Origin of the sequence: Candidatus Competibacter denitrificans Run_A_D11 (assembly GCF_001051235.1) — a bacterium.
GTDB lineage: Bacteria > Pseudomonadota > Gammaproteobacteria > Competibacterales > Competibacteraceae > Competibacter_A > Competibacter_A denitrificans.
Window position 1 is genome coordinate 1 of the sequence record NZ_CBTJ020000036.1, and the last position, 25,113, is coordinate 25,113.

The following is a 25,113-nucleotide window of genomic DNA, read 5'->3' on the forward strand; positions in this document are numbered from 1 at the left end:
TACAACGGGTTCAGATGTTCGCCTTGGGCGTCGCCGCCGCTAAAGCTGCCTATGCCAGCGATGGATAATGCGAGTTTGTGGGTAATCGGATGGCCTTCTGGCCAGATCGAATATATTGAAGTTCCTACTTAAGTAAGAAAAATTCAGATATCAACTGATTTTATGGCAGACATAATCCCGGATTCGCATGGATGGTATTCTATAAAGGGCGATCCAACTCATGAAGTTATTCAGTCACTCCGCGCTGTTGGGCATATAGATAAGCTGTCAATCACTCAAACCCGTCTGATAACCGTTGATATCGCCAAGCGTCTTTGCAGGATTCATTCAGTCCGTCAGCTCTGGCTCTGGTGCGACGTGACTCGAACTGCAATGCGGCACATTTTGCGGATAGCTGGACTCGAAATTCTTGATGTATTGAATATCAAATCACCCGGTACCCTAGCTGGCTTTGATCTTGCCACTAGCCTGCACACTGTTAGAGCGAACCATTACCTGAAGGAACAGGATATCATAGAAATTTCTAAGTGTCTGACTATAAAAGAGCTAGGTATTCAAGGAGCCGAACTTACCTTAACGGCGATTGATACCTTGTTATCACTCAAACGACTCAAATCGCTTGATGTCGAAGGAACCTTGTTCGATGATCAGATGGCTCAACGTGTGAGCACCTCAACCGTCCTGGAATCACTCGAAATTGGCGGCACCAAAATTACGCGCAATGGCTTGAGGCATTTAGTTTCCATGAAACAGCTTCGCTCTCTTGATCTTTGGGCAACGAATCTAGTTGAAGATGATTTTGACCTACTGCGTCAGTTACCAGCCTTGGAATATATTTCCATAGGCGGATATGCTCATTTGCCCTCATTAGATTCAAAGAAAATAGTCCCACTGCTTTTGTCACTTCCTGCGCTCAAGCGAGTCTGGCTTGATGGAGCAAGCATTACTAAGACTGAGCGAGATGCTCTTGAGGAAAAGCTTGAGGAACTTCGTATTACATAGCCATAGAATATTAATAGAGACATTAACTAAAGAACTTATTTTTCACAGTGACTCTTATTAGTTTCTACCAAAAATCTCTTCTAATACCGCCAATAGTATTAGGTTTGATTTCATTATCATATCTAATATTTGAACTGGAATCTTCATCTTCTGTGTGGATTTCTGGTATCGGTGTTTGGGGCCTCATATTAGGTGGCGTTCCATATATTTTTCTAAGTTGCTGGCTTGTTGTGCAAAGTCGAAAACATTCGGCACGTTGGCTTAAAGAGAAATTAGCACTTGCGCTAACCCTTCTACTAGCTTTGATTATAGTTTGGATATTTTTTATTTTGTTTTTCTTGAGCATTATCAGCAGCAGTGAATTTGTAATTAGAGATTATTTAGGTTTCAGCATGGTTGTGAGCATAGTGGCATCTATATACGCTACATTAACTGGTTACTTTTTTGTAATTCTAATCTTTTTAACCTGCATAATTTTGCAGCGATATGGATTCGTAGAACGCCAGTCGCCACCTGAAACACTCGCAAATGACCTTTAGATAGGAGCCGCCCGTGGCCAAACAATACGCGCCCCACATTGAACGCCTATTGGCCGTTGCTGCCAGCGGCAAGTTATTAGCGGTCGGTGGCCGCCGCGACGCGGTGGGCGTAAACAACTCCAGCGTTCATCTGCTGCAACTGCCTAAACTGAACACCCGTTTCAGCGCCCCAACGACCTACCAATTTCAACATCTTCTAGCTAGAACAAGTACTTCTATTGAGTAATTTCTAATGCCAAAAGAGGCCAGCGTAACTATTCAAGCTAATCTCGATAATTTATATCGAGCCGTTGATCTTATGTTTCAAAAAAATACTGATATTGCGCTGTTGCCTGAAAACTTTCCTACTGAAGGACTCGGAGATCAAACTACCTTAGAAATTCTTGCTCCTCACGTTTTTGGGAAAGCGGCTGATTTGGGTAGTCCCATTGCTCTTGCCCATATGGACCCGCCGACACTGCCAATTACCTGGGCGGCTACTTTATGGAATGCCAGTTTGAACCAGAATCTACTGCATCCAGCCACTTCACCCTTTGCCTCTTCGGCTGAAGAAATCGTCATCAACTGGCTCTGTCCCTTTTTTGGCATGAGTGGCGGGCATTTTTGCTCAGGTTCAACCATTGGTAACCTAACCGCCTTATGGGCAGCCCGTGACCAGAAAGGCATTAAGCAAGTTGTATGCTCCGTAGCTGCACATAACAGCATCGAGAAAGCTTGCAAAATTCTTGGAATTAAACTGACTAAAATTCCCGTCGATCAGGATTTACGGCTGCGTGATCCGGAACTTGATTTAAAGGAATGCTGTCTCGTTCTCACTGCCGGAGCGACCGGAAATGGAGCTATTGACCCTCTGGTCTATTGCGGCAAAGCTGCCTGGACTCACATTGATGCTGCATGGGCTGGCCCATTTCGATTAGCACCAAACTATAGCTATTTACTTGATGGTATCGATGGTGCGAATTCTGTAGTCATCTCAGGTCACAAGTTACTCTTTCAACCGAAAGATTCGGCTTTAATTTTATTTAAAGATTACGAAGAATCCAGAAGATATATATCGTTAGGTGGCAATTATCTAGCACGCCCTACTGTCGGTGTACAAGGTTCACGCTCAGCGAATGCAATACCCTTATTAGCGACTCTAATGGCACTTGGCAGGAATGGGATTGCGATGATTTTAGGCCAAATCATGTCCAATGCGGAGAATTTTTATCAATATCTGGTTTCAAACAGCAATTTCACTGTTCTTTCAAAACCTGTAACTGGCATCACTATCTTTCGTCCCAATCATCAAATGACATCGGATTTTCTCGCAAAGTTGCCACAAGGAATGTTTGCAACCTTTCTTTACGAAGACAAAGAATGGGTCAGGTCTGTTTCCGCTAATCCCAAGGCAGATATTCCAACCATTATCTCTTACATCGAAAGAGCTAACAGTATCAAATAAGGAACTACCCATTTTGGCCAAACAATACGCGCCCCACATTGAACGCCTATTGGCCGTTGCTGCCAGCGGCAAATTATTAGCGGTCGGCGGTCGCCGCGATGCGGCAGGCGTGACCGGCTCCAGCGTTCACCTGCTGCAACTGCCGAAGCTGAACGCCCGCTTCAGCGCCCCGTTGAACGCCGCCACCACCGCGCTGGCCTTCAGTGACGACGACCTGCTGCTGGCTGGAACCGCAGACGGTGAACTGCTGATCTGGCGCAGCGATGGCCAGGGCGCAACGCCGGACGCGCAACAAACCGTCCACGCGGGCGCGATTCGGGCGCTGGCTATCAGCGGGCGACAGGTCGCCAGCGTCGGCGAGGAGGGCCTGCTGGTGCTGCATGACCTCAAACGGGATGGCGACCGCATCCAGTTCCGCGAACGCGCCCAGCGCCGCCTGAGCGAGCAAGCCTTACGCGCCGTCGTGGTCGATACCGCCAGCGCCAGTATTGCCGCCGCCGGAGCCGATAACACCATTTACCTGCTGCCACTGGCGAACATCGGCGACGCCGAACCGCGCATCATGCCCTGTGGTGAACGCGGCATCTTCGCGCTCGCCTTCACCGGCGATGGCCGCATCGTGGCCGGGTGCGGCGATGGCTCTATCCGCGTCTGCTTTCTGGAAGGCGCGATTGACGAGGAAGACCGCAGCGGCGATGCCGCCCATCAGGGGCCGGTGCGCGCCCTGCTGTTCAGCGCCGCGCTGAACGACGAGCAGAACCGCCCGCTGCCGCACCGCCTGTTTTCGCTCGGCGAGGACGGCGAACTGAAAATCTGGACGCTGGATCAGCGCCGCAAGCCGCGCACCGTGCCGATTGGCCGCGATCCCCGCGCGCTGGCGCTGGTCGAGGGCAACCCGCAAGCCAAGCCGGAACAGCGCGGTGGAACGCTGGTCGCCGTCACCGAACAACGGCAACTCTGGCTGAGTCCGATCAATCAGGACGGCAATCCCACCGGCAATGGCGAAGTGTGGGATTCGCGGCTGCAACGGCTGCTGGATGAGGTGAAAGCCACTCGCTCGTCATCGGCCACGCTGGAAGCGCTGGCGCAACTGGCCGAGGACGACGCGCGAGATGCTTTGGAATACGTCCTGACGCAGGATTCCCGCCCCGCGCAACGCATCGAGGCGGCGCAATGGCTGGGCAAGACCCAACGTCGCCGCAGCAAGCCCGCGCTGGCGCGAGCACTCAACGACGACAATCCCGGCGTACGCAAGGCCGCGTTGACCGCGCTGGAACAGATTGACACCGACGCGCCCCTGCAAGCCCTGCAACCGGCGCTGACCAGCCGCCATGCCGACCTGCGGCTCTATGCGGTCAAGCAGTTGACCCAATTGCGGCAAGCCTCGCCGCTGGCGCCGCGCTGGCTGGGCGAACGGCTGAACGATAGCGATGAGAACGTCCGCGAAGCCGCTTTGGATGCGCTGCTGGCGCTGGAACCCGCCACGAGCGTCGCGCCTTTGCAAAGCGCCTTCGAGCGTGGCTCACCCGACATCCGCCGCGCCGTGTTGATTCGGCTCGGGCGGCGCAAGCTTGGCGCAACCCCGGACGGTCGTCGGCTGCTCGATCAGGCGCTGAATGACGACACCTTTGCGGTGCGCTATGCGGCGTTCTGGATCAGCGTCATCGCCTATCCCACCCTGCTGGCCCGATTGGGCCGCGATAATCTCGTCAAAATTATCGAAGAATTCAGAGCACAGGGTGTCATCGGGGCTATCACCGACAGCGAGCACTGGAGCGAGGCGCAACTGGAACCGCTGTTCGCTGCGCTGGCCTGTCGCCAGCCGGACATGGCTCTGCAAGCCGCCTTGTGCTTAAGCTGGCTCGGTGACGAGCGGGCCAGTGGTGCGCTGCTGCAACTCAGCCGTGAACCGAATCCGGCCCTGCGCCGTCAGGTCGCCCACTTCCTCGCTGCCGCCATCAACGATCTGGCCGGTGATGCGCGGTTGCGGGCGCGGTTGCAATGGCTCCTGACCGACGAAGACGCCCAAGTCCGCGCCACCGCCTTCGACAGCCTGCTGAAACTGGCCGAACCGGAAGGCCCCGCCGGTGAAATCGCTCTGGCTGAACCCGCCCTGCGCACCCCGTCCGGCGACATTCGCACCCGCGCCCTGCAACTGCTGGTCAAGCACGGCGCGACCGCGCCCACCGAGTTAGCGACTCGCATTGATGGCCTGCTGGGGCAGGCGTTGGACGACGAAGCCGAAGACGTGCGCCGCGAGGCGATGCGCACCCTGTGGGCCTGGCACAGCAAGCGCCCGGAAACGACGCTGCGGCGGGCGGTCACCTCCGTCCATGCCGACGTGCGGCGCTGGGCGGTGGAAGAACTGGCCCGGCAACTGCGCCAGTCCCGCGCCTGGGCCAAGGAGTTGTTGTTGGAGCGGGTCGGCGACAGCGCCGCCGAGGTCGGTTTGGCCGCCTACGAGGCGCTGACCAAGGAAGACGCCGACAAGAAACACCCGGAATACCATCTCGCCGCCCTCCATTCGCCCGCGCCCGCAGTGCGGATAGCCGGTCTCAAGGGCGCGTTGGAAGCCGCATCCGCCGACACCCTGCGCGGTCGGTTAATCGAACTGCTGCAAGTCGAAGACGCGGCGCAATTCATCGCCGCCATCGAAGCGCTGGATAAGCTGTTGCCGAACGATGCGCACGCCTTCGCGCTGGCTTTCGACAGCCCGTTTTATCTGCTGCGGGTGCGGGCGGGCGAACTGTGCGGCAAGCGCCGCGATGTCCGTGCGGTCGGGCCGATGCAGGCGCTGCTCAGCATCACCCCGGCCTCGCGCGACTGGCCCGGCCCTGAATTGCGCCAGCGCGCCGCCGCCGCTTTAGCCGATGTCGGCGATCCGGCCAGCATTCCGTTTTTGACCACCCTGCTGCGCGACGACGATGCGCTGGTGCGCGAGCACGGCGCGCGCGGGCTGGCCGCCGCCTGTCAAAGCGCCAACCCGCAACCGCTGCTGGACGCGCTGGCCCACGCCGATCTGGCGGTGCGCAGTTGGGCCGCCGATGGTCTGTCGAAACTGGGCGATGCCCGCGCCTTGCCGGTGCTGGCCGGAACGCAACGGCACGAGCATCTGCCGATCCGGCGTGGCGCGCTGTATAGCTTTGTCGCGCTCGGCGGCGATGGCGTACAGGGCTTGCTGCAAGGGCTGGAAGACAGCGAGCGCGAGTTGCAGGAACTGACCTTCGCCGTGATCGTCGCCCGCGACATCGCGCTGGCTCGCGCCCGTCTGGAGCCGGATTTGCTGCTCAGCGCCTTAAGCGCCAGTTCGCCGGAAATCCGCTACGCCGCCGCGCGCGTTCTGGAAGCGCGGTTGCGCGATGAAGATTTGGGCCAATGGGGCTTGGATTTGATCGGCCCACGTCAGCCGGAAAAAGCCAGCGACACGCGCAACTGGCCGGATGCCGGGCAACGTCCGCGCCTCTTAAACGCGGTGGTCAACGCGCTGGCCAGCGATGCGCCCGCCCGCCGCTACGCCGCCGCCCAGATTCTCGGCCTGCGCCCGCAACCGGAAACGTTCTGGCGCGAAACCAAACGGCTGGCCGAAGTCGCCACTGAATCCGCGCCACCGCCGACCGCGCCGGAAACCGAGGCGCGACTGGAACGTAAAACCGGCTGGATTCGCAGCCTGTTCGCCCGTCCGGCCAAAGCCGAAACCGGCTCGGCCACCCAACGGCTGTTGACGGTATTGCGCTTCGCCGGTGGTGGACGTCGTCCACCGAACGAGGGTCAGGCCAGCGCTGCCGAATTGTGGCGGCTGGCCTTTGGCAGCTATGCGGGACTCATCCGGCAAGCGCCGGTCGCCAAAGGGCCGGATGACTATCAGCGGGTGCGGCGCGACTGCATCGCCCGACTGGCGGCACTGGCGCAACAAGCCGACATTGGCCGCGACGCCGTGTTGCCGGTGCTACGGCAAGCCCTGAGCGACCCGCATCATCTGGTGCGACAGGCGGCGCTCAATGCGCTGATCGAACTGCATCCGACTCAACCGCTGGAGCCGCTGGCGCTGGCCTTGCAACGGGAGTCGGCCGATATTGGCCGCGCCGCCTTCGACCGGCTGCTGACCGCCGCTGCAACTGGCGACACGGCCGCGCTGGAACTGGCGCAAGGCGCAGTCAACGCCGCCAGCGCCGAAGTGCGCCGCCATGCGCTGGAACAACTGCCCCGGCTGTATCCAGCGGGCAGTCTGGAACCGTGGCTGCTGGCGCTCAACAGCCGCTTCGACGATTTACGGCTGACGGTGGTAGATCGGCTGTTGGACGAGCACGACCCCCGCGTCGCGGCGGCGCTGACCCGCGCGCTGGAAAGCGAGCACGAGGAATTGCGGCTGCGCGCCGCCGTCGGTCTGGCCCAGCGCGGCGAGGCGCTGGCGCTGGACGTGCTGGCGAGCGCCTTACGCGCCGAACCCCGCATCGCTAATCGCGCTTTGGAAGCGCTGGTGACGCTGACCCACGCCCGGCCTAACCCGCAAACGGCGGAACAGGCCGCCAACGCGGTCATCGCCCGACTGGACGACGATCCCGACAAAACCGCCGACCGTCCGGCGCTGCTGCGCGCCCTGGGCCGCATCGGCAGTCTCGCCGCCCTGCCCTTGCTGGGTCGCGGCCTGCTCGACAAGGAACAAGCGGCCCAGCACGGGTTGATGCTGGACATCCTGCTGCAACTGTTGCGCGATCCATCGCAACCGGAGCAGAAGCGCGACGATGGCAAACGCTATCCGAATTATCAGGAAGCCCCGGCGCTAGAAGCGTTGCCGCCGCTGCTCGATCACGATAACCCGGCGATCCGCGCCCGCGTCATCGACGCGCTGGCACTGCTGGACGCCAAGCCCGCCGAAACGCTGCTGATGCGCTTGCTGGACGACCGCAACGAAGCGATTCGCGCCCAGGCGTGCGCGCAACTGGCGCAGCGCATCGTCATCGGCGTGCCTGGCGCGAGTCTGGAGCCGCTGACGCGGGCGCTGGCTGGGGGTCGGCGCGAACTGCTGCTGGCCGCCGCTGAAGGGCTAGCTCGCCAGCAACGGCCGGAAGCGTTTCAACCCTTGTTGCTGGCCTTCACGGCGGGACTGGAACCGGAGCGGAAACGGGCCATCGCTGCGCTGGGCGAATTGGGCGACCGTCGCGCCCTGGAGTATCTGGAGCCGCTGCTCGACCCGCGCGCCGACATTCCGGCGGATGATCGCGCTCTAGCCCCAGATGCTGCCGAAGCGCTGGGCGCGCTGCTGCCGCGCCTGACCGACGCCGACGAACAGAAGCGCATCCGCGATACTCTGGAGCGGCTGGCGCGCGAAGGTTCCGGCGAATTGCGCTGGCGCGCGCTGCGCGGCTTGCGGCGGATCGGCGACGAGCGCAGCCGCGCCCTGCTGGAGCGGCTGACCAGCGATCCGTATGAAGACAGCGCTGCCCGCCAGCGGGCCGCCACCGAACTCGGCCAACTGGGTGCAACCGCTTCCGAGCCGGTGTTGGAAACCCTGTTACATCAACGCGATGCCGGATTGCGCAAGGCTGGGTTGGACGCCTTGCAAAAGCTGTATCCGAACGACGCCACCCAGGTCAATCTGCTGGCGTTGAACAGCGAACATGCCGAAATCAGCCGCCCCGCCGCTCGCTTCCTGGCGCGGCAGGGCGATCCCGACACTCTGACCCAGCGGTTGGGGGTGGTGAAGGATCAGCAGGTGCGGCAACGGCTGCGGCGCGGATTGATCCGGCGGCAGCATTTCTCGACTGACGCGCTACGGACGCTGCTCGACAGCGATTCGGCAGCGACGCGGGCGGAAGCGGCCTGGTTGGCGGGAAACAGCGGCGCGGCGGAATTGGCTGATGCGGTACAGACCGCCTTGCAACGCGCCGCCGATGGCTGGCGGCAGACGGAGCAGAACCACTGGCGCGAGCAGGCCGCGAGCGAAGCGCACGCTTGGCAAGCCGGTTTATGGGCGTCGCGGCAATTGCAGTTGAAAGCGGCTCCTGCCATGCGCGCGGCGCTGGCCAATGCGCATATTCCCAATGCGGTGCGTTGCGAAGCTTTGCGCGGATTGGCCGAGTGTGGCGACGCCAGCGATCAGGCGTTGTTGTTGCCGTTGTTGACCGATGTCGATCCCGACGTGCGGGCAGCGGCTAGCGCGGCGTTGGCGCAGCTTAACAGTCAAGCGGCGCTGCCGGTGTTGGAAAAATCGGCCAGCGTGGACGGCGCGGCCTTGCGGCCGGTGTTGCGGGCAGCGCTGCCGAATGCCGATGGTCGGTTGTTGGCGACTGCCGAGCAGCGCCAAGCCGTATTGCCGATTGTATTGGAACAGCAAGACGCCGCTGCCTTGATCCGTCGCGCTACCGCAGCGGGTGACACGGCCCGCTCTAGCGCCATTGCTGCGTTAGGTCGCTTGGGCGGCGATGCGGCTAAAACCGCCTTGGAAAGGATTTTGGCGAATAAGGGCGAGGATGGCGCAATTCGGGCGTTAGCGTTTAGGAGTTTGAGAAGGGTAGAGAGGAGGGTGACAAGGTAGGTCTTTTAACGGCCATATTCATTGGATACTATTTTTTTAGACAAAACATCATGCAATAGATGCAACTAGCTGGCGAATGTTAGGCTGCTGGTTATCAAGTTGAGATTGGTTAACAATTACCCGACGTCCAGCCACATCATGCTGGCCTGCTACTAAAAGGGTAATTGGAATTCCCAACGAACTTGATATAACAGACGCTGTATTGGCATCAACTATCTCAAACTGAAACATACTGTTGAATTGTGTACGATTGCGTGGACTTCCTACGCCTGTTGGATGGACATAGAACATATTTGGGTTCTGTCGCCAAACAGACCAAATCTCTTCTCCAATTTCGTGCACCACAGTACGGAATGCTTGCGCTGATCTTATATATTGCGTGAGTCTGTTACCGATGTAGCAATATATCTTAGGAATTGCTAATCTAAATTGATTGGAGTTTAAGAAAAACTGTGACTGTTGAGCACCAGGAATCCGGGTAACTCCATACAAAAGAGCTAACAAAGAACGTACAGCTCTTTTTGAGGAACCATCTGCGGAGAATGGGATAATGAGACTGTCCGCTGCTGACAAGGCAAGCTCAGTGTAAATCGAAAAACTAGGATTGCAATCGATAAATATTGTTGAGTTTTCTTGATCCCAAGATTTTTGTAGATCGTCTATAAGATCACGAATCCAAATGTGAACAATCCTCCAAGCATCAGTTGGGCCAGGAAGAGTGGCTCCGAGAACACGAGGTGCTTGAATTTCAAGCTGTTCATCACCAGGGATTAAAAAGAGATTACCTGGAACGGAAGAATTATAATCGACAACATTTATACCATAATTTGATCCTGTATGCGGATTAATGTATGGGCTTCGAATGCGATCCTCAATATATCCAGAAATAGTCTTTCTTGGAGTTTGGCCGCTCAGCATATCAAGTAATTTTTCTCCATTTACCATACCTCCTAGTAACATACCGGATGAGTTGGCTTGTGGGCAAAGGTCTATAACAAGTATCTTTTTTCCTGGATGAGTTCTAGCGTATTCACTAGCGATTTGAAATGTCAAATAACTTTTTCCAACTCCACCTTTATTGTTCCACACAGCATATACGGGCATTTTGAAACCTCCGGTTCTGTTCAGCTGTAAAGCTTAACGCAAGTAAGTTTACTAATGTTAATAAAATTGAGTTCTTCAAGGATTTTGGTATATTTGATAGTTTTTCAAATAGATTTTTGAAAAAAACCATTGCTGAATAAAAAGTTATATTTAATCTATCCTCAACTTTGTTGGTCGGATAAAAATTATTGATGCACCAAAATTAGACATTGAATTTCTTATAAGCATGTTAGTCATTCCTCGAAATCACTGATTTATTCGTTTGCTTACAATCGAAGTATTTATTCCAAGCGATCTCGTAAAATTTAATCTTCTAGGAGTTACGCAGTTGGATCTCTAACGCTCTGATTTTAAAAGAAATCGACTTGTGTGGCAGACAGCCGAAATCTTCTATTAATCAATCACTTAGAATTTCAACTGCGTAACTCCTATCTTCATCAAGCAGCAATTCCCGCTCTACGATATTACGGCCTTGACGGATATTCTCGATGCGCTTTAGTAGCACGCTTCTATTTGGCTCGCGCAACAGATAGGCGGTTTCGTCTTCGGAAGATCGGCTTAGCAGAGTCTCGTATTCAGCAATCGGCAAAATCACTGAAACTCGCTCGCCCGATGAATTGATAATGTATTGCATAGCTAACCCTCAACGGAATCCAGACAACGTATGATAAAACTCAACATCCGCGAAGCCAAAACCCACCTGTCCCGCTATCTCGCCGAGCTGGAACACGGTGAAACCATCCTGTTATGCAAACGTAACGTCCCCATCGCTGAAATTCGCCCCTTGCCCAAGCCCCGCAACCAACCGCGTCCCCTTGGCCTGGCGGCAGATCGCGGTGTGGCACTGTCGCCTGAGTTCTTCAAGCCAGTCTACAAATTATGAATGCTGCACAACAGACCCGGACACCAGCGAACGTCCGAACTTCAACTAAAGATACCCGATCAACGGCATAGACGCTTATCCTACGAAATATAAGCCCATCTACCTCAAACAGCAGGATACAACCTTTTTCCATGCGTGGTAATCTCGATTTCAGTTCCTGGAGCGGGCTGGCGTCCACCCTGTTTGGCCTGATACTCATTTCGCTGATCGCGGTCGGTATCCGCCTGATTTTCATGCAGACTATCCAGCGGCGGCGCGAGCGCGAAAACCGCCAGATCAACGAACGCCTGCGCACCCTAATCGCCGCTTACAAAACCCTGGGCGGGTCGTTCACTGGCGAACTGGCGGTTGATCCCAGCCATCTGGGGCAACTGCGTCAGGTGGAAATCTCAATGGATGAGGCTGAAAACGCTAACGGATTAACGCCCGCAGGCGGCGAGGGCGGGCCAGCGGTCACCAGTTCTGAACGCCGCCGCCGTATCCGCGATACAGTCGAAGCCTCTTTATCGGATGTCATCCTGCTGGGTACGGATGAACAAGTCCGACTGGCTGCGCACGCCGCAACCGAAATGGTGGCTGGCCGTAAAGTCGAACTGGCTGAACTGGTGGTGTCCTTACGAAATTTCATCCGCCAGGCGCTTGACTTAGCGCCGATCCCTCTTAGCCTGATTATCCCCAGCCAGGGGCCATTGCGGCCGAGCACGAGCGGTGGTCGAGGCGGCGGTGGCGATAAAGGGGGTGGCATGGATGGCGGAATGGGTGCCGGGATAGGCGCGGGCGTCGGCGCCAACCTGGGTCACGAATCCGCCGAACCGACGGGAACGCCGCCTGATGAAGCGCACCGATAATCAATCAGCAATGCGCTCTACAAACGGCTTAACTGGAAGTCCGTCCTTCCAACGCTTCCCACCGCCCATAACATCCTTCCAATTCCGTTTCCAGCGCCTTTAATTCTTCCAATCGGGCAGTAACCGCTGCGGCATCCTGCTTATAAAAGGCGGGATCGGCGGTTAAATCATGTAATTCCCGCTGACGTTGTTCCAATTGCTCGATGCGAGCGGGCAATTGCTCCAGTTCACGCCGTTCGTTATAGCTCAATTTGCCCGCCGCCGCCGATTTCGAGGGCTTGGGCGACAGTGCGGGGGCGGGTTTCGGTTTGACGGCAGACGCGGCTTCTGGCGCGGCGCGCTGGCGCAGCCAATCGCTATAACCGCCGACATATTCCCGGATGCCGCCGTCACTCTCGAACACCACGCAACTGGTCACCACGTTATCCAGAAACGCCCGGTCGTGACTGACTAGCAGTAAGGTGCCGGTGTACTCCAGCAACAGTTCTTCGAGTAACTCCAGCGTTTCCAGATCGAGATCGTTGGTCGGTTCGTCCATCACCAGCAGATTGGCGGGCTGGGTGAATAAACGCGCCAATAACAGCCGGTTGCGCTCACCGCCGGACAGCGATTTGACCGGCGAGCGCACCCGTTGCGGGGTAAACAGAAAATCGCCCAGATAGCCGATGATATGGCGGCGCTGACCGTTGATTTCGACGGTTTCCCGCCCGCCCGCCACGCTATCCAGCACAGTCTGTTCCGGTTCCAGATGCTCGCGCAACTGGTCGAAATAGGCGATGTCCAGCTTGGTGCCGTGCTTAACCTCGCCCGCATCCGGCGACAAGCGGCCCAGCAGCAGATTCAACAAGGTGGTCTTGCCGGAACCATTCGGGCCGATCAAGCCAATGCGGTCGCCGCGCATGATTCGGGTCGAAAAATCACGGATCAGCGGTTCATCCTGCCAGGCGTAGCGGACATTTTTCGCCTCGATCACCAGCTTGCCGGACAGTTCGGCCTGGCCCAGCGCAAAGCTGGCCTTGCCGAGTTGTTCGCGGCGCTGGCGGCGCTCCTCGCGCAAGGCGTACAGCGCCCGCACCCGACCCTCGTTGCGGGTGCGACGCGCTTCAATCCCTTGCCGAATCCAGATTTCTTCCTGCGCCAGATTCTTGTCAAACTTGGCGTTGTGGCGGGCTTCAATCTCCAGCAGCGCCGCTTTCTTCTCCACAAACGCGGCGTAATCGCCCGGCCACGAAGTCAGCACGCCACGGTCCAACTCCAGCAAACGCGTCGCCAGCCGTTGCAACAGCGCCCGGTCGTGGGTGACGAACAGCAGCCCGCCGCGAAACTCCAGCAACTCATTTTCCAGCCACTGAATAGTTTCCAGATCAAGGTGGTTGGTCGGCTCGTCCAGCAGCAAAACGTCCGGTTCACGTACCAGCGCCCGACCTAACAGCACCCGCCGCCGCCAACCACCGGACAGTTCCGCCAGCGGGGTATCAGCGGGCAATTGCAAGCGGCTGATGACGGTTTCGACCCGCTGCTGCCAGCGCCAACCGTCGCGCGCTTCCAGTTCGTGCTGCAAGCGTTCCATCTGGCGCATCTCATCGGAGGTGGCGGCCTGGCTCAGCCGGTGGGCGGCTTCGTGATATTCCGCCAGCAGTCCGCCTAACTCCAGGCCACCGGCGACGATTTCAAACACGGTGGCCGCTGTATCAGCGGGCAACTCTTGCGCCAGCGTGGCGACCCGCAACCCGGGCTGCCGCCAGAGATCGCCGCTGTCGGGCTGGATTTCCCCAGCCAGCAGGCGCAGCAAGGTGGTCTTGCCCGCGCCGTTGCGGCCGATCAGGCAGACCCGTTCGCCCGCATCCAATTGGAAATCAGCCCCATCCAGCAGCTTTTCCGCACCGAAGGCGATGGAGAGATTGTCAAAACTGATTAAAGGCATGATGCGAATTCCGTTTTAGGCGCGGATTGATGGGTAGTTTGCGCGGTAGTTTAGACCGGATTGGAGGTTTTCTTGCTTGATAGCAATTCGGGCAAACCCGGATTTCCTTGACAATTTCGGCTCCGCTTCCGCCCGGATCGTCACGCGATTCCCAGCGGCTTTTCTTGGAGAGCGAATCGGCTTTGGTCAGCTTAAACCAATTGGCTTCCGAACGATGCGGATAGGACTTGAAGCGGGTTTTAACGGTGATCTGAAAGGAAGGGATATGGGCGGGAACGATCTTGCTGCAAGATTGGCATTGATACACTACATCCGGCCGGAATGTTTACTCCACGGGGGGGCCGATGTCCCAGCGGCGTCAAGTGGAAACTGATTAAATCGCTGTACGACAATGCAACGGCTGCGGAGTATAGGGCGGTGTACTGTTGTCTGTACAGCGTGTGATTGCCAGGCGGCTAGGCATCACCGACCGTCAATCGGGAAAAACGCCGTTGTGAGCCTGGAAAATCGACGCTCATCAGAAAGGCCGCCAGCAAACCTGCTGCCACCGCCACCAGAACACCGCTCAATGTCATGCTGCGGGCTATTTGCACCACGATACCATCGACCATCGACACCACGATACCCGCCAGGAATAGAACCACCGCCAGCCATTGATAAATAGCGAGATCAAAAATTCTGAAGGTTTGCGGTTCGCCCCGATAACATTCTTCGACAAAGCGCGCCAATGAGGAAAACACCAGATAAAGGCCACCGATAAACGTGGTCGTCGCCCCACAATGCCACAATCGCCATAAACAAGCGAAGATCAATAGATTGCCAATGATTGAATACAACTGGGTTGGGTGAATGGGAACACCCTGTAAGCCACCCAGCGCCGTGACACGGGATTTGGGATTGATAATGCAAAGTCCGGGCGCTTTCAGCACCGGCTTACCGTGGCAACAACCCTGAACCAGACAACGCAAGCGGCCAATCGCCTGAGCGGGCGGTGCGGCGCAGGCAAAACCCGCCATCACATCATGCGCTGCGCTCAGATCGAAAAAAGCGAGAACGCACAAACCCAAAATAGCGCCAAATAAAAACCCATAATACCCAAAAGGCCGCGACAGACGGGTTCCTCCTTCCAGCCAATAACCCCATGCGCCCGCCGATAGTAGCGCAATGCTAAAAACCCAAGCGATTTCGCCAATGAACTCAGGCCCAATTAACCAGATTGCCAGCAGAATTCCCACGGTTGCAGCGATACCCGACCACAGTGCGTGGCTGATTATTCGGATCGGCCCATAGTGAATGGCTGTCCAGGAATTACCGAGCACCTCGGCATAGTGAACTAACCCGCGCCACACGGCTGCGTGATGCCAACACAATAGCCCCACCAGCACACCACCCACGACATCGACCACCGCATGAGAGCCGGTCAGAATGCAACTAACGCCAATAGCGGTAGCGATGAAAAGCCAGGCTGGCGTTAGAATCCTGAAGCGATGACACAAACAATACGCAGCGAATATGACCCAAATCACATGGAACGAGGGCAGCGCCAACCATTCCGCATCCAGCAGCCGATTGACGGCGGATAATTCAGCGTCCAGCCCGTTGCCAGACAGTGGCAATAACGCCGCCCGGCCTAGAAAGAACATCATCCAGCTAAAGCCCAATCCGGTCGCCAACCAGGCGCTGATCACATAGCGCCGCAGTTCTCGGTGGGTACGGAGCCATAAAGGCCCCATCACCGCCAGCGGATAGGCCGCTGAATAAAGCCAGATCGTCCAATTCACTGTGGGAATTTGGTACTCCCACGCCAGGCGCAATTCCCGCGCCCCTTCAGGAATGGGCATCATGGAAAATATCGAATACAAGATGGCCCACGGCCCTAACGCCACTACGGTTGCAGCCAAACGCCGAACCCACGACGCCTTGTCGGGATGGTCGGCGGGCAACCCTAACAGCGGAGAGTGAAGCCTATCCCCAAAGCGCTCCCGCAACCATGGCCCTTCATAGCCCACAACCAGCGCCGTCACCGCAAGCGCCATTATCGGGGTGACGACCCACAACCCGGCGGGCGAATTGACCGTAATTGAAATCCCGCCGACCACACCGATAGACCCCAGATAAATCGGATGCGAGAACACCGAGTAGATTGAATCGGCGACGTAATGCGGTGGTGGATAGGCGTTCATCGGCAAGCCTTTGCCGGTCATCCAAAGCGCGCGCATAGCAACCAGCATGAGAGCCAGTCCGGCGAGCAGCAACGCCATGCCCACCCACGGTTGCCAGGGAATCGGCCAGAAAGTCATCCCCGATTGATCCAGTCGCCACGCCCACGCTATCAATAAGGCAGGCAGCAGAATGACGAAGAAACTACCGTAAAGCATCTGACCAAGCCGCTGGTTTAAGGCCATATCACTTCCTCATACAGAACGCTTCCTTGCTCTACTTCTGCACCGTCCAATTCCAAAATCCCTTCCGCAAACCATTTTGTTTCCACGCCTGATAAAAATTGGGCTATCTCGAAAACTCGAAGCCAACCAAATGGATGCAAAGCGCCAACCCCCAACGGTTCGCTGACGATCTGGTGAGGCGTTTCAATCAATAAACAGGCTTGTTCCGTCCGAACGGCCCGCTCATCGACCGTAAGCCATGCGGTTGCATGACCGTCCAGAAGCGCCAACTTCTTTTGAATACGGCCGCACCATTCGATCCATACAAGCGAATGTTCCCGGCCACAGAAACGGCCCCACTTCAGCGTTTTCAAGCCCAAGCGCCAGGGCATGAAATTGAGAGTCAGCCGCTCCGCATAACCGCGTACTTCCTGTTGTTCCTGCGCAATCGACATTTCACCATTCAGTACGACCGGTTCCCATAAAACGGCTTGTTTGCCCTGCTGCCACAGCCATTGGGGCCGACGGCAAACACCTTTCCAAATGATTTCAGTTTGATCAATGCTGGCGGGCCAATAGAGGGATTCACCCCGAACGGTCGGCATCTCAAAACCACGAAAATCTAAAACCGTCTTACTTGCACGACCCGCCCCCAAGTTTCCCTGGTAACCCAGCGTCAATGGCCCAAAATGTAAATTTGCCAAATACCAAATTTGAGCGCGTCCGTTGCTTACAAAATCTCCGTACCATTTTTCTAAAAACATACCGAGAAAAACACCCTATAGCAGCGACTGAGAACTGGATTATTCCAGATTATTTTTCAGCGGATTTCGAGTGACTCAACTCGTATTAACTCACAGGCCCCAAATCCCACATCATCACGACTCAGTGAGGATCGCCAACGCCAACCATCAGCAGCATATGCCTCAACTAATTGGCCGCTAATGCGTATTACTTGCCCGACACGAAGCTTTTTTATTTGCTTTTCGAGCATGGGAGAAGCTGGAATCAGATGCACATTCGCACTGTGGCTAGCTATCTCCGCAGGCGGGCGGGGAGGAAGCTCATCCCAGCGATAACGGTAAGCCCTATTACTCTGGCTAATGGCTAATTTCTCAATAACAGAACTGTCAGACATTGATCCCCAACCTAGCGCCAAATCGACAGGGGCCAATTCAGACTCACGGTCAAGATGATAAATTTCTTTAGCAAGAACCCGTGCTTCAATAATATAATCTGCCAATAGATCTAATTTATATTTACCCTGATTCAAAGCCTCTTTTTTCAAGAGATTGGTTTGTATTGGCTCATTAGGAGCCATGCTTCCAGGAGGATGCTTCAGTTCTCGATGACTCCAGTGCCACCAAGCACTGAAAAGAATTAAAATAACAAATAGCCAACGCCAAGATATTGTTATCATAACTTAATTTTAATAACAACCTATGTAACAATTCCCCGTTTCTCCAGAAGCCTGCAAAAAATGATTTATAGGGTTCGGCAATAAAATCGGCTATCCACTCCCATAACTGGGAAACTGGCAGGCAATGCAAAACGGTCGATCATTTGAAAGCCATTTTTCTCGTAAAATCGATGAGCAGCGAAAAATACATCCGTCGTGCCAAGATAAATTTCCAGCACACCTCGCAATTGGCACCACGCTATCAGTGTATCGAGTAATTGCTTAGCCACGCCCCGCTTCGAGCCACGATGGGTGGCTTTTACGAATATTTTTCGCAGGGCGGTCTGACGGTTGCTGATATCGAGCAAGCCCAGTGTTCCTACAATCTCCTCACCGTCTAAGGCCACCCAAAAATTGCCATTACCCCGCTGATAAAAACGAGAAATACTCTGTAAATCAGGCTGCGCTTCCAGCGTAATGGGAATTTCAAATTCCAATCGCTGGATCGATAGAATGAGATCGACAACACCTTGGACATAGTGCTGAGAGAATGGAACAATAGTGATCATGTTTCCTCTGGTATTTCGATAGTGGGTGCAATAGAGTGAGCGCAATGGTGTCCTGGCTTTTCCAACGCTACCAACGTATTTGCCGCCATCCCAGCATAGACCGGCTCCATCTTTAGACCAGGGAGGATGTCAAAACCGGCGCTAATGACTCACTCACCACAAGCCGGAACATCGTCTTTGCGGCCCATTCAAGATCCACTGGGTTCCGATCTCTCAAGCAAACCATTCGCCATCACTGCGTACATCGGCTCCAGACTTTCCAACGGCGCAACTTCGCCGCGCCAGAACGGAAACGGGCCAAGCCGACGCAACAGAGCGGCTGATTTGGCGGGGGCAATCAGCGCACCCGTCAATGTCTCCGGCAACGGCGGCATCGCCCAGAATGTCGATGGTTCTTCGGGCAACGGTTCGGGCACCGCCACTACCCAATCATCATCGCCGTCCGCCGTCTCGCCCAATTGCGCCAGCAACGTATCCCGCTCCATGCCGCGCAACCGGAACATCAAAAACGGATCGTTATCGAAGGCCTCGCCCAGCAGGTAATAAACAGCGGCAATGTGTTTGCAGGGATTGGAATAGTCAGGACAGGAGCACTCCGTCGTCAAATCGCCGTGCGTCCTGGGAAACAGTGACAAACCTTCAGCGGCAAACAGTTGTTCGATGTCGGTGGGCATTTCTCCGGCCAGCAGCCGGGCGCTGAACTGCGCTTCCTCGGCCATTGCCTCGGTCAGCTTTTGCCAGTCCGCCGCACTCAGCGGCTTAAGCTTGATCGATACCTGATAGGGCCGCCGCTCGGAACCCTGCACCTTGGCCTTGACGTGGCCCGGCGTGATTTGGATGTCCAGCACTTGGCCCTGACGGGCGTAACTGCGCCCGCGCCCCAACCGTGCGCCGATGTTGAACCGCTCCAGCGTCTCAATCCAGCGTTTGGCCCACCACCGGCTGGCGAATGCGCCGCGCTGGCTTTGCGCCTTGATGCCGCCACTGACCCGACGCGGCTGGCTGGCGGGAAAATAATAGTCGTCATAGCCCATGCCCTACTCCTCCACCGCTTCGTCCCGCAGCCGGAACAGGTCTTTCAGTTCATGGGTGGATAATTCAGTCAACCACGCCTCGCCGCTGCCGACAATTTTTTCCGCCAGCGATTGCTTGCGCTCGATCAGTTCGTCGATGCGCTCCTCCACCGTACCGACACAGATGAATTTATGCACTTCCACCTGCCGACTCTGGCCGATGCGAAAAGCGCGGTCGGTGGCCTGATTCTCCACCGCCGGATTCCACCAGCGGTCGAAGTGGAAGACATGGTTAGCACGGGTCAGATTCAAGCCGACGCCACCCGCTTTGATGGAGAGAATAAACACCGGCGGCCCGTTCTCGCCCTGAAACCGCTCCACCATCTGATCGCGTCGGGTCTTGGTCAGACCGCCATGCAGAAACAGCACTTCCTGGGCCAGGTGCTCTTGCAGGTGATTGCGCAACAACTGCCCCATCTCGGCAAACTGGGTAAAAATCAGCGTTCGCTCGCTCATCGCCTGGATTTCTTCCAACATTTCCGTCAATCGCGCCAGCTTGCCGGAACGGCCCGGCAAGGGCGAATGATCGGCCAGATAGTGCGCCGGATGGTTACAGATTTGCTTGAGCCGCAGCAGCGTACTCAAAATCAGCGCCCGCCGGTCGATGCCGTCCGCGCTTTCCAAAGCGGCTTCCACCTGCTGCACCGCTGCGGCATACAGCGTCGCCTGTTCCTTGCTCAGGGTGCAGTACACCTTCATTTCCAGCTTGTCCGGTAAATCCTGAATGATGGCGCGGTCGGTCTTGAGCCGCCGCAAAATGAACGGGCCAGTCAGCCGCTGCAAGCGTTCCATAACGCGCTCGTCGCGCTGCACCTGCACCGGGATAAAGAACTCGCGCTTGAAGCGAGCGGCGTGACCGAGAAAGCCGGGATTGAGAAAGTCCTGAATCGACCACAAATCACCGATGTTGTTTTCGACCGGCGTGCCGGTAAGCGCAATGCGCCGTTCGGCCCGTAACGCCCGCGCCGCCTTGGCCTGCTTGGTTTCGGCGTTTTTGATGTTCTGGGCTTCATCCAGAATCACCACCGCCCATTCCACGCCCTGGAACAACGATAAATCCCGATGCAGCAAGCCGTAGCTGGATAGCACCAGCGCGTGCTCTCGTGCTTGCTGGACAAAGGTTTCGTCCTTGTCCCGGCCAGCGCCGTGATGAGTCATCACCGCCAGTTGCGGCGTGAAGCGTGAGGCTTCCTTGCGCCAGTTGCCAAGCAACGAGGTCGGGCAGACCAGCAAGGCCGGTCGCGGTTCGCCCACTTCCCGCAATCGCTGCAACAGCGCCAGGGTTTGCACGGTTTTCCCCAGCCCCATGTCGTCGGCCAGACACGCGCCCAAGCCCCAGCGGGTGAGAAAATCCAGCCAGGCATAACCGCGTTCCTGATAGGGTCGCAGCGTGGCGCTCAGACCGGAGGGTAGCGGCAGCGGTGCGATTTGGTCGCCTTGCGCCAGACCGGACAGCAGCTCGCCAAGCGGGCCATCGGCGGTAACGCTGCTCACCGCCAACCCGCCAACATCCTCCGCGCCCAGCGCCAGCCGCAGCAACTCGCGCCCGGTCAGCGCCTTTTCGCCTTGCCGTTGCAGTTCCAGTGCCGCCTGAATTTCTGCGGCGGATAATTGCACCCACTGACCACGCACCCGCACCAGCGGCGCCTTGAGTTTGGCCAGCGCCAGCAATTCCTTGGCGGTCAAACCGGTATCGCCCAGCACGATGTCCCACTCGACCGCTAGCACCTTATCGAGGGTCAGACCAGCCTTGGACTCGAAGCGTGGCTTGATTTTGGTCTGCGCCGTCAATCTGACCCGGCGCTTGCCCACCAAACCCGCAGGCAACAGCACGCCAAAGCCGTTCTGCTCCAGCAACGACGCTTCCTCACCGAGAAAGTGGAATGCGCCTGCACTATCCAGCGCATAGCCCACCGGCGCGGATTCGCGCAAACTGCTTTCGATGGCGGGACACAAAGACGCCGCCTGCCCCAGCGAGGCCAGCAGTCCTTCCCGCGCTTTCGGCCCCAGCGTCTTCAGTCCGGCGCCGGTGCCCCGCTGCGGCTTCCACACCGCGTCGGCGGACACCAGCAGGCTGGGATCGTCGCGTGCTTGCAGCAAATAATGCACCCGCCATTCGGTGGCGGCATCGGGGAAAAACAGCGCGGACGGGTCTGCGTCCTGCTCCAGCCCCGGCTCCTCCAGGCGAAAACACAGCCGATAGGGCGCGTTAACCAAGCGCAACAGCGGTTGTTGCCAATCACGAATCTGCTTGGCCAGTTGTCGCAATTCGGTCTTGTCGCCTTGCAGCGCACCGTCCGGCTGGCGCAAAGCCTGAAGCCATTGCCCGTGCAGATGGGCAGCTTTCGCTCCCATGCGTCCGGTTGGCCGTATGGCCGCCTGTCGAACCAGATGATCGACCATCCAATTCAGAAATTCCCGCAGCACCACGCGGGCGGCTGAGTCCGGCAACGCCCGGTGATCGGAACCGATGGCGCGAGCAGCGGGCGGCATGGCGCGGGCCAACTGTTCCAGGCGGCCACCGTCCTCGCCCAGCAAAATCGGCGTCCAACAGGCCCAATAGGCCCCTCGGCCTCGTTCGACCAGATCGGGCAATACCTGTTGGCGATAAACCAGCGCCCCGGCCAGATACAGGGCTTCGCCCCAGTAGCGCAGATCATCGCCTGCGCTGATGCCCGGCCCCAGCGTGGGACGCGCTCGAACAGCAGCGAGAAGGCTGATGGCATCCGCCGGAGGCAGTGTCAGGATGGGGATTTTCCAGGGCGACAGAATCAGTGGTTTGCGGGATTTAGGCGGCTCCGCCACCAGTGGCGAGGATGGCAGCGGGACACCGCCCTGGGTCGGTAGCCAAATGATCTGCTCGCTGGCCGCTGGTCCGTCCGTCGGTAACGACAGGCCCGCTTGCCTGAGGCAGTCCCGCAAGGCTGCGCTGTCGGTGCGATAGGGATAACGTGCAGCGGTGGCGGGCTGGTCTGGCGCCAATGCTTCCTGAGGCGCTGACTCCGCCCAGAAACGCAGGCAGCCCTTATGAAACGCGGCGTGCAAAATCCGCATCGATTGAATCCATCTCCAGCAAGCGAAAAACCATCAGCGATGCGTTCGCCATCCACCGCGCACGCCGCAGGAATGCTTAAATGGAAGCCTGCAACACGCTGCTATCACCATCCGGTTCGGTTGCCGTAAAGGGGTCTAGGTGGCGTGAATGCCGCAATAACACCAGCGAACGACCACCGACTGGATAAGGCTCCTCGGCCGGATGCTGGTTATCGTTAGTCGGATAACCGTGCGGCAGCGCGGTATCGATCATCACTTCAAAGAACGCTTCACCCCGGACAATCGGTAACACAAACGGAATTTCTTCATGATGCGCGTTAAATAACATCAAGAAATCATCGTCTTGCAATGGATGGCCGCGCCTGTCCCAATCCCCCAGGCCATCACCGGGCAAATACAGGCCCAGGCAACGGGCATAGTCATGATCCCATTCATCATCATTAATCTCGCGGCCATCGGGATTAAACCAGAGGATATCGCGGACGCCGCTGCCGTGAATGCCGCGAAAGAAATGGCGTCGCCGGAAGGTGGGATGCTCGCGGCGCAACTGCACCAGTCGCTGCACGAACATAAACAATTGCCGGTTATCGTCCAGCCAGATCAAATCCCAATTGAACCAACTGATTTCACTATCTTGACAGTAGGCATTGTTATTGCCTTTTTGCGTGCGGCCCGCTTCATCACCGGCCAGCAACATCGGTATCCCTTGCGATAACAACAGAGTCGCCAAAAAATTACGCCGTTGGCGCGACCGCAAGGCCATGATGGCCGGATCGGTGGTCTCTCCTTCTACTCCGCAATTCCAACTCTGGTTATGCGGATCGCCGTCTTGATTATTTTCCAGATTGGCCTGGTTATGGCGGTGGTTGTAACTCACCAGATCGTAGAGCGTGAAACCGTCGTGGGCGGTAATGAAGTTGATGCTGGCCTGCGGTCGGCGGCCATTGTGCTGATACAAATCGGCGGAACCAGTCAAGCGATAGGCCAGATCGCCGATCAAACCCCCCTCGCCGCGCCAGTAATCGCGCACCACGTCACGGTATTTGCCGTTCCATTCGCTGACCGTGACCGGAAACTGGCCGACCTGATAACCGCCATGCCCGGTATCCCACGGTTCGGCGATCAGCTTGACCCGCGCCAGCACGGGATCTTGTTGCATCACATCCATGAACGAACCCATCTGATCGACATCGCCGTGACTTTCCCGCGCCAGCGCCGCCGCCAGATCAAAGCGGAAGCCATCGACGTGCATCTCTTGCACCCAGTACCGCAAACTATCCATCACCAGTTGGATGACGCGAGGATGTGAGGTATTGAGCGTATTACCGCAACCGGTGTAATCCATGGTGTAGCGCGGATGCTCCGGCGACAGCCGGTAATACACCGCGTTGTCGATACCGCGAAAACACAAGGTCGGGCCGAGATGGTTGCCCTCGGCGGTGTGGTTATAGACCACATCCAGCAGCACTTCGATACCGGCCGAGTGCAGGGTTTTCACCATACTCTTGAATTCGCTGACCGGATTCTCGGTCGCGGCATAACGGGGATCGGGCGCGAAGTAGCCGATGGGACTATAGCCCCAGTAGTTATGCAATTTCTTATCGATCAGATGGCGCTCGTCCACAAAGTAGTGGACGGGCAGCAGCTCAACGGCGGTCACGCCGAGCGATTTCAAATAGTGAATGGCTGGCTCAGACGCCAAACCGGCATAGGTTCCGCGCATGTGCGGCGGAATCTCAGGATGCAGCAGGGTGAAGCCGCGCACATGCAATTCATAAATAATCGTGTCATGCCAAGGGGTATAAGGTGGTCGGTCATCGCCCCACAGAAAGGCGGTATCGACCACCTGGCATTTGGGCATCCCCGGCGCGCTGTTGCGGGTGCTGAAACTTAAATCCTCGTGGCGGTTGCCGACCTTGTAGCCAAACTGCGCCTCACTCCAGTGCGGCTGACCAACGATGCGTTTGGCGCAGGGATCTAATAGCAGCTTATGGGGGTTGAAACGGTGGCCGAGTTCCGGCTTGTACGGGCCGTGGACTCGATAGCCATAGAGCAAGCCGGGCCGTGCATCGGACAGATAGCCGTGCCAAACCCCACAGGTCTGCTCGCGCAACGGAATCTGCTCGACTTCGTGCTTGCCCTTGGCGTCGAATAGGCACAACACCACCTGCTCGGCGTGTTCTGAAAACAGGGCAAAATTGACACCCTCGCCATCCCAGGTCGCACCCAAGGGGTACGGCCAACCCATCAGCACAGCAGTGGTCAGTTTTTTCATTGGGGGTTATGCCATCCTCTCCCCCAATGGGTGCTTAGGGGTGAGTGTTTATTTTTATGAGGTGAGCATCCTCACCCTCT

17 protein-coding genes are annotated in these 25,113 nt (G+C 57.0%); 6 read left to right on the plus strand and 11 right to left on the minus strand.

Annotation, left to right across the window (positions count from 1 at the left end; all coding sequences use genetic code 11):
* Window positions 1-162: 162 nt before the first annotated feature.
* On the plus strand, window positions 163-1,002 hold the full coding sequence (locus BN873_RS07535; RefSeq protein ID WP_048672422.1) for a hypothetical protein: 840 nt from the start codon (window positions 163-165) through the stop codon (window positions 1,000-1,002).
* Window positions 1,003-1,066: 64 nt separating this feature from the next.
* On the opposite strand, the gene BN873_RS20060 is transcribed toward BN873_RS07535, so the two are convergent.
* Window positions 1,067-1,348, minus strand: coding sequence for a hypothetical protein (locus BN873_RS20060; protein WP_139031665.1), 282 nt, complete (start codon window positions 1,346-1,348; stop codon window positions 1,067-1,069).
* 206 nt (window positions 1,349-1,554) lie between these two features.
* Here BN873_RS20060 and BN873_RS07540 point away from each other — a divergent pair, with 206 nt between their 5' ends.
* From BN873_RS07540 to BN873_RS07550, 3 genes are read left to right on the plus strand one after another with little or no spacing between them, the layout of a single operon-like run.
* Complete coding sequence (locus BN873_RS07540; RefSeq protein ID WP_048672425.1) at window positions 1,555-1,767, plus strand: hypothetical protein; 213 nt, start codon at window positions 1,555-1,557, stop codon at window positions 1,765-1,767.
* A gap of 6 nt (window positions 1,768-1,773) precedes the next feature.
* Window positions 1,774-2,985 carry a pyridoxal phosphate-dependent decarboxylase family protein gene (locus BN873_RS07545; protein WP_048672427.1) on the plus strand — a complete coding sequence of 404 codons (1,212 nt, stop codon included), beginning with the start codon at window positions 1,774-1,776 and terminating at the stop codon, window positions 2,983-2,985.
* 13 nt (window positions 2,986-2,998) lie between these two features.
* A complete protein-coding gene (locus tag BN873_RS07550; protein ID WP_048672430.1) occupies window positions 2,999-9,520 on the plus strand; it encodes a HEAT repeat domain-containing protein in 6,522 nt (2,173 codons plus the stop codon).
* 48 nt (window positions 9,521-9,568) lie between these two features.
* Here the strand turns inward: BN873_RS07550 and BN873_RS19370 are convergent, their stop codons facing one another.
* Window positions 9,569-10,624, minus strand: a complete 1,056-nt coding sequence (locus tag BN873_RS19370; RefSeq protein WP_082161151.1) for a ParA family protein — start codon at window positions 10,622-10,624, stop codon at window positions 9,569-9,571.
* A 397-nt stretch (window positions 10,625-11,021) separates the two neighbouring features.
* Window positions 11,022-11,258, minus strand: a complete 237-nt coding sequence (locus BN873_RS07555; RefSeq protein WP_048672431.1) for a type II toxin-antitoxin system Phd/YefM family antitoxin — start codon at window positions 11,256-11,258, stop codon at window positions 11,022-11,024.
* A gap of 30 nt (window positions 11,259-11,288) precedes the next feature.
* Here BN873_RS07555 and BN873_RS07560 point away from each other — a divergent pair, with 30 nt between their 5' ends.
* Complete coding sequence (locus BN873_RS07560) at window positions 11,289-11,507, plus strand: type II toxin-antitoxin system Phd/YefM family antitoxin (protein ID WP_048672432.1); 219 nt, start codon at window positions 11,289-11,291, stop codon at window positions 11,505-11,507.
* 131 nt (window positions 11,508-11,638) lie between these two features.
* Window positions 11,639-12,355, plus strand: coding sequence for a hypothetical protein (locus BN873_RS07565; RefSeq protein WP_048672434.1), 717 nt, complete (start codon window positions 11,639-11,641; stop codon window positions 12,353-12,355).
* 28 nt (window positions 12,356-12,383) lie between these two features.
* Here the strand turns inward: BN873_RS07565 and BN873_RS07570 are convergent, their stop codons facing one another.
* The 8 genes from BN873_RS07570 to glgX all read right to left on the minus strand — a co-directional run bounded on the left by BN873_RS07570 (window position 12,384) and on the right by glgX (window position 25,033).
* Window positions 12,384-14,279: an ATP-binding cassette domain-containing protein gene (locus tag BN873_RS07570; RefSeq protein ID WP_048672436.1), complete on the minus strand. Its 1,896-nt coding sequence runs from the start codon at window positions 14,277-14,279 to the stop codon at window positions 12,384-12,386.
* Window positions 14,280-14,734: 455 nt separating this feature from the next.
* On the minus strand, window positions 14,735-16,684 hold the full coding sequence (locus BN873_RS07580; protein ID WP_048672441.1) for a prolipoprotein diacylglyceryl transferase family protein: 1,950 nt from the start codon (window positions 16,682-16,684) through the stop codon (window positions 14,735-14,737).
* Window positions 16,675-17,427, minus strand: coding sequence for a hypothetical protein (locus BN873_RS07585; RefSeq protein WP_048672443.1), 753 nt, complete (start codon window positions 17,425-17,427; stop codon window positions 16,675-16,677). The genes BN873_RS07580 and BN873_RS07585 overlap by 10 nt, the downstream gene beginning before the upstream one ends.
* A 56-nt stretch (window positions 17,428-17,483) precedes the next feature.
* Entirely contained in the window at window positions 17,484-18,083 is a 600-nt protein-coding gene (locus tag BN873_RS07590; RefSeq protein WP_071244070.1) for a hypothetical protein, read from the minus strand.
* Window positions 18,084-18,148: 65 nt separating this feature from the next.
* On the minus strand, window positions 18,149-18,631 hold the full coding sequence (locus BN873_RS07595; RefSeq protein ID WP_048672446.1) for a GNAT family N-acetyltransferase: 483 nt from the start codon (window positions 18,629-18,631) through the stop codon (window positions 18,149-18,151).
* A gap of 188 nt (window positions 18,632-18,819) precedes the next feature.
* Window positions 18,820-19,665, minus strand: a complete 846-nt coding sequence (locus BN873_RS07600) for an SWIM zinc finger family protein (RefSeq protein ID WP_048672450.1) — start codon at window positions 19,663-19,665, stop codon at window positions 18,820-18,822.
* 3 nt (window positions 19,666-19,668) lie between these two features.
* The gene (locus tag BN873_RS07605) at window positions 19,669-22,758 is read right to left on the minus strand and encodes a DEAD/DEAH box helicase (protein WP_048672453.1); all 3,090 of its coding nucleotides are present in this window, start codon (window positions 22,756-22,758) and stop codon (window positions 19,669-19,671) included.
* Window positions 22,759-22,834: 76 nt separating this feature from the next.
* Window positions 22,835-25,033 (minus strand): glycogen debranching protein GlgX, encoded by a 2,199-nt coding sequence (glgX, locus tag BN873_RS07610; RefSeq protein WP_048672456.1) that lies wholly within the window; start codon window positions 25,031-25,033, stop codon window positions 22,835-22,837.
* Window positions 25,034-25,113: the final 80 nt, after the last annotated feature.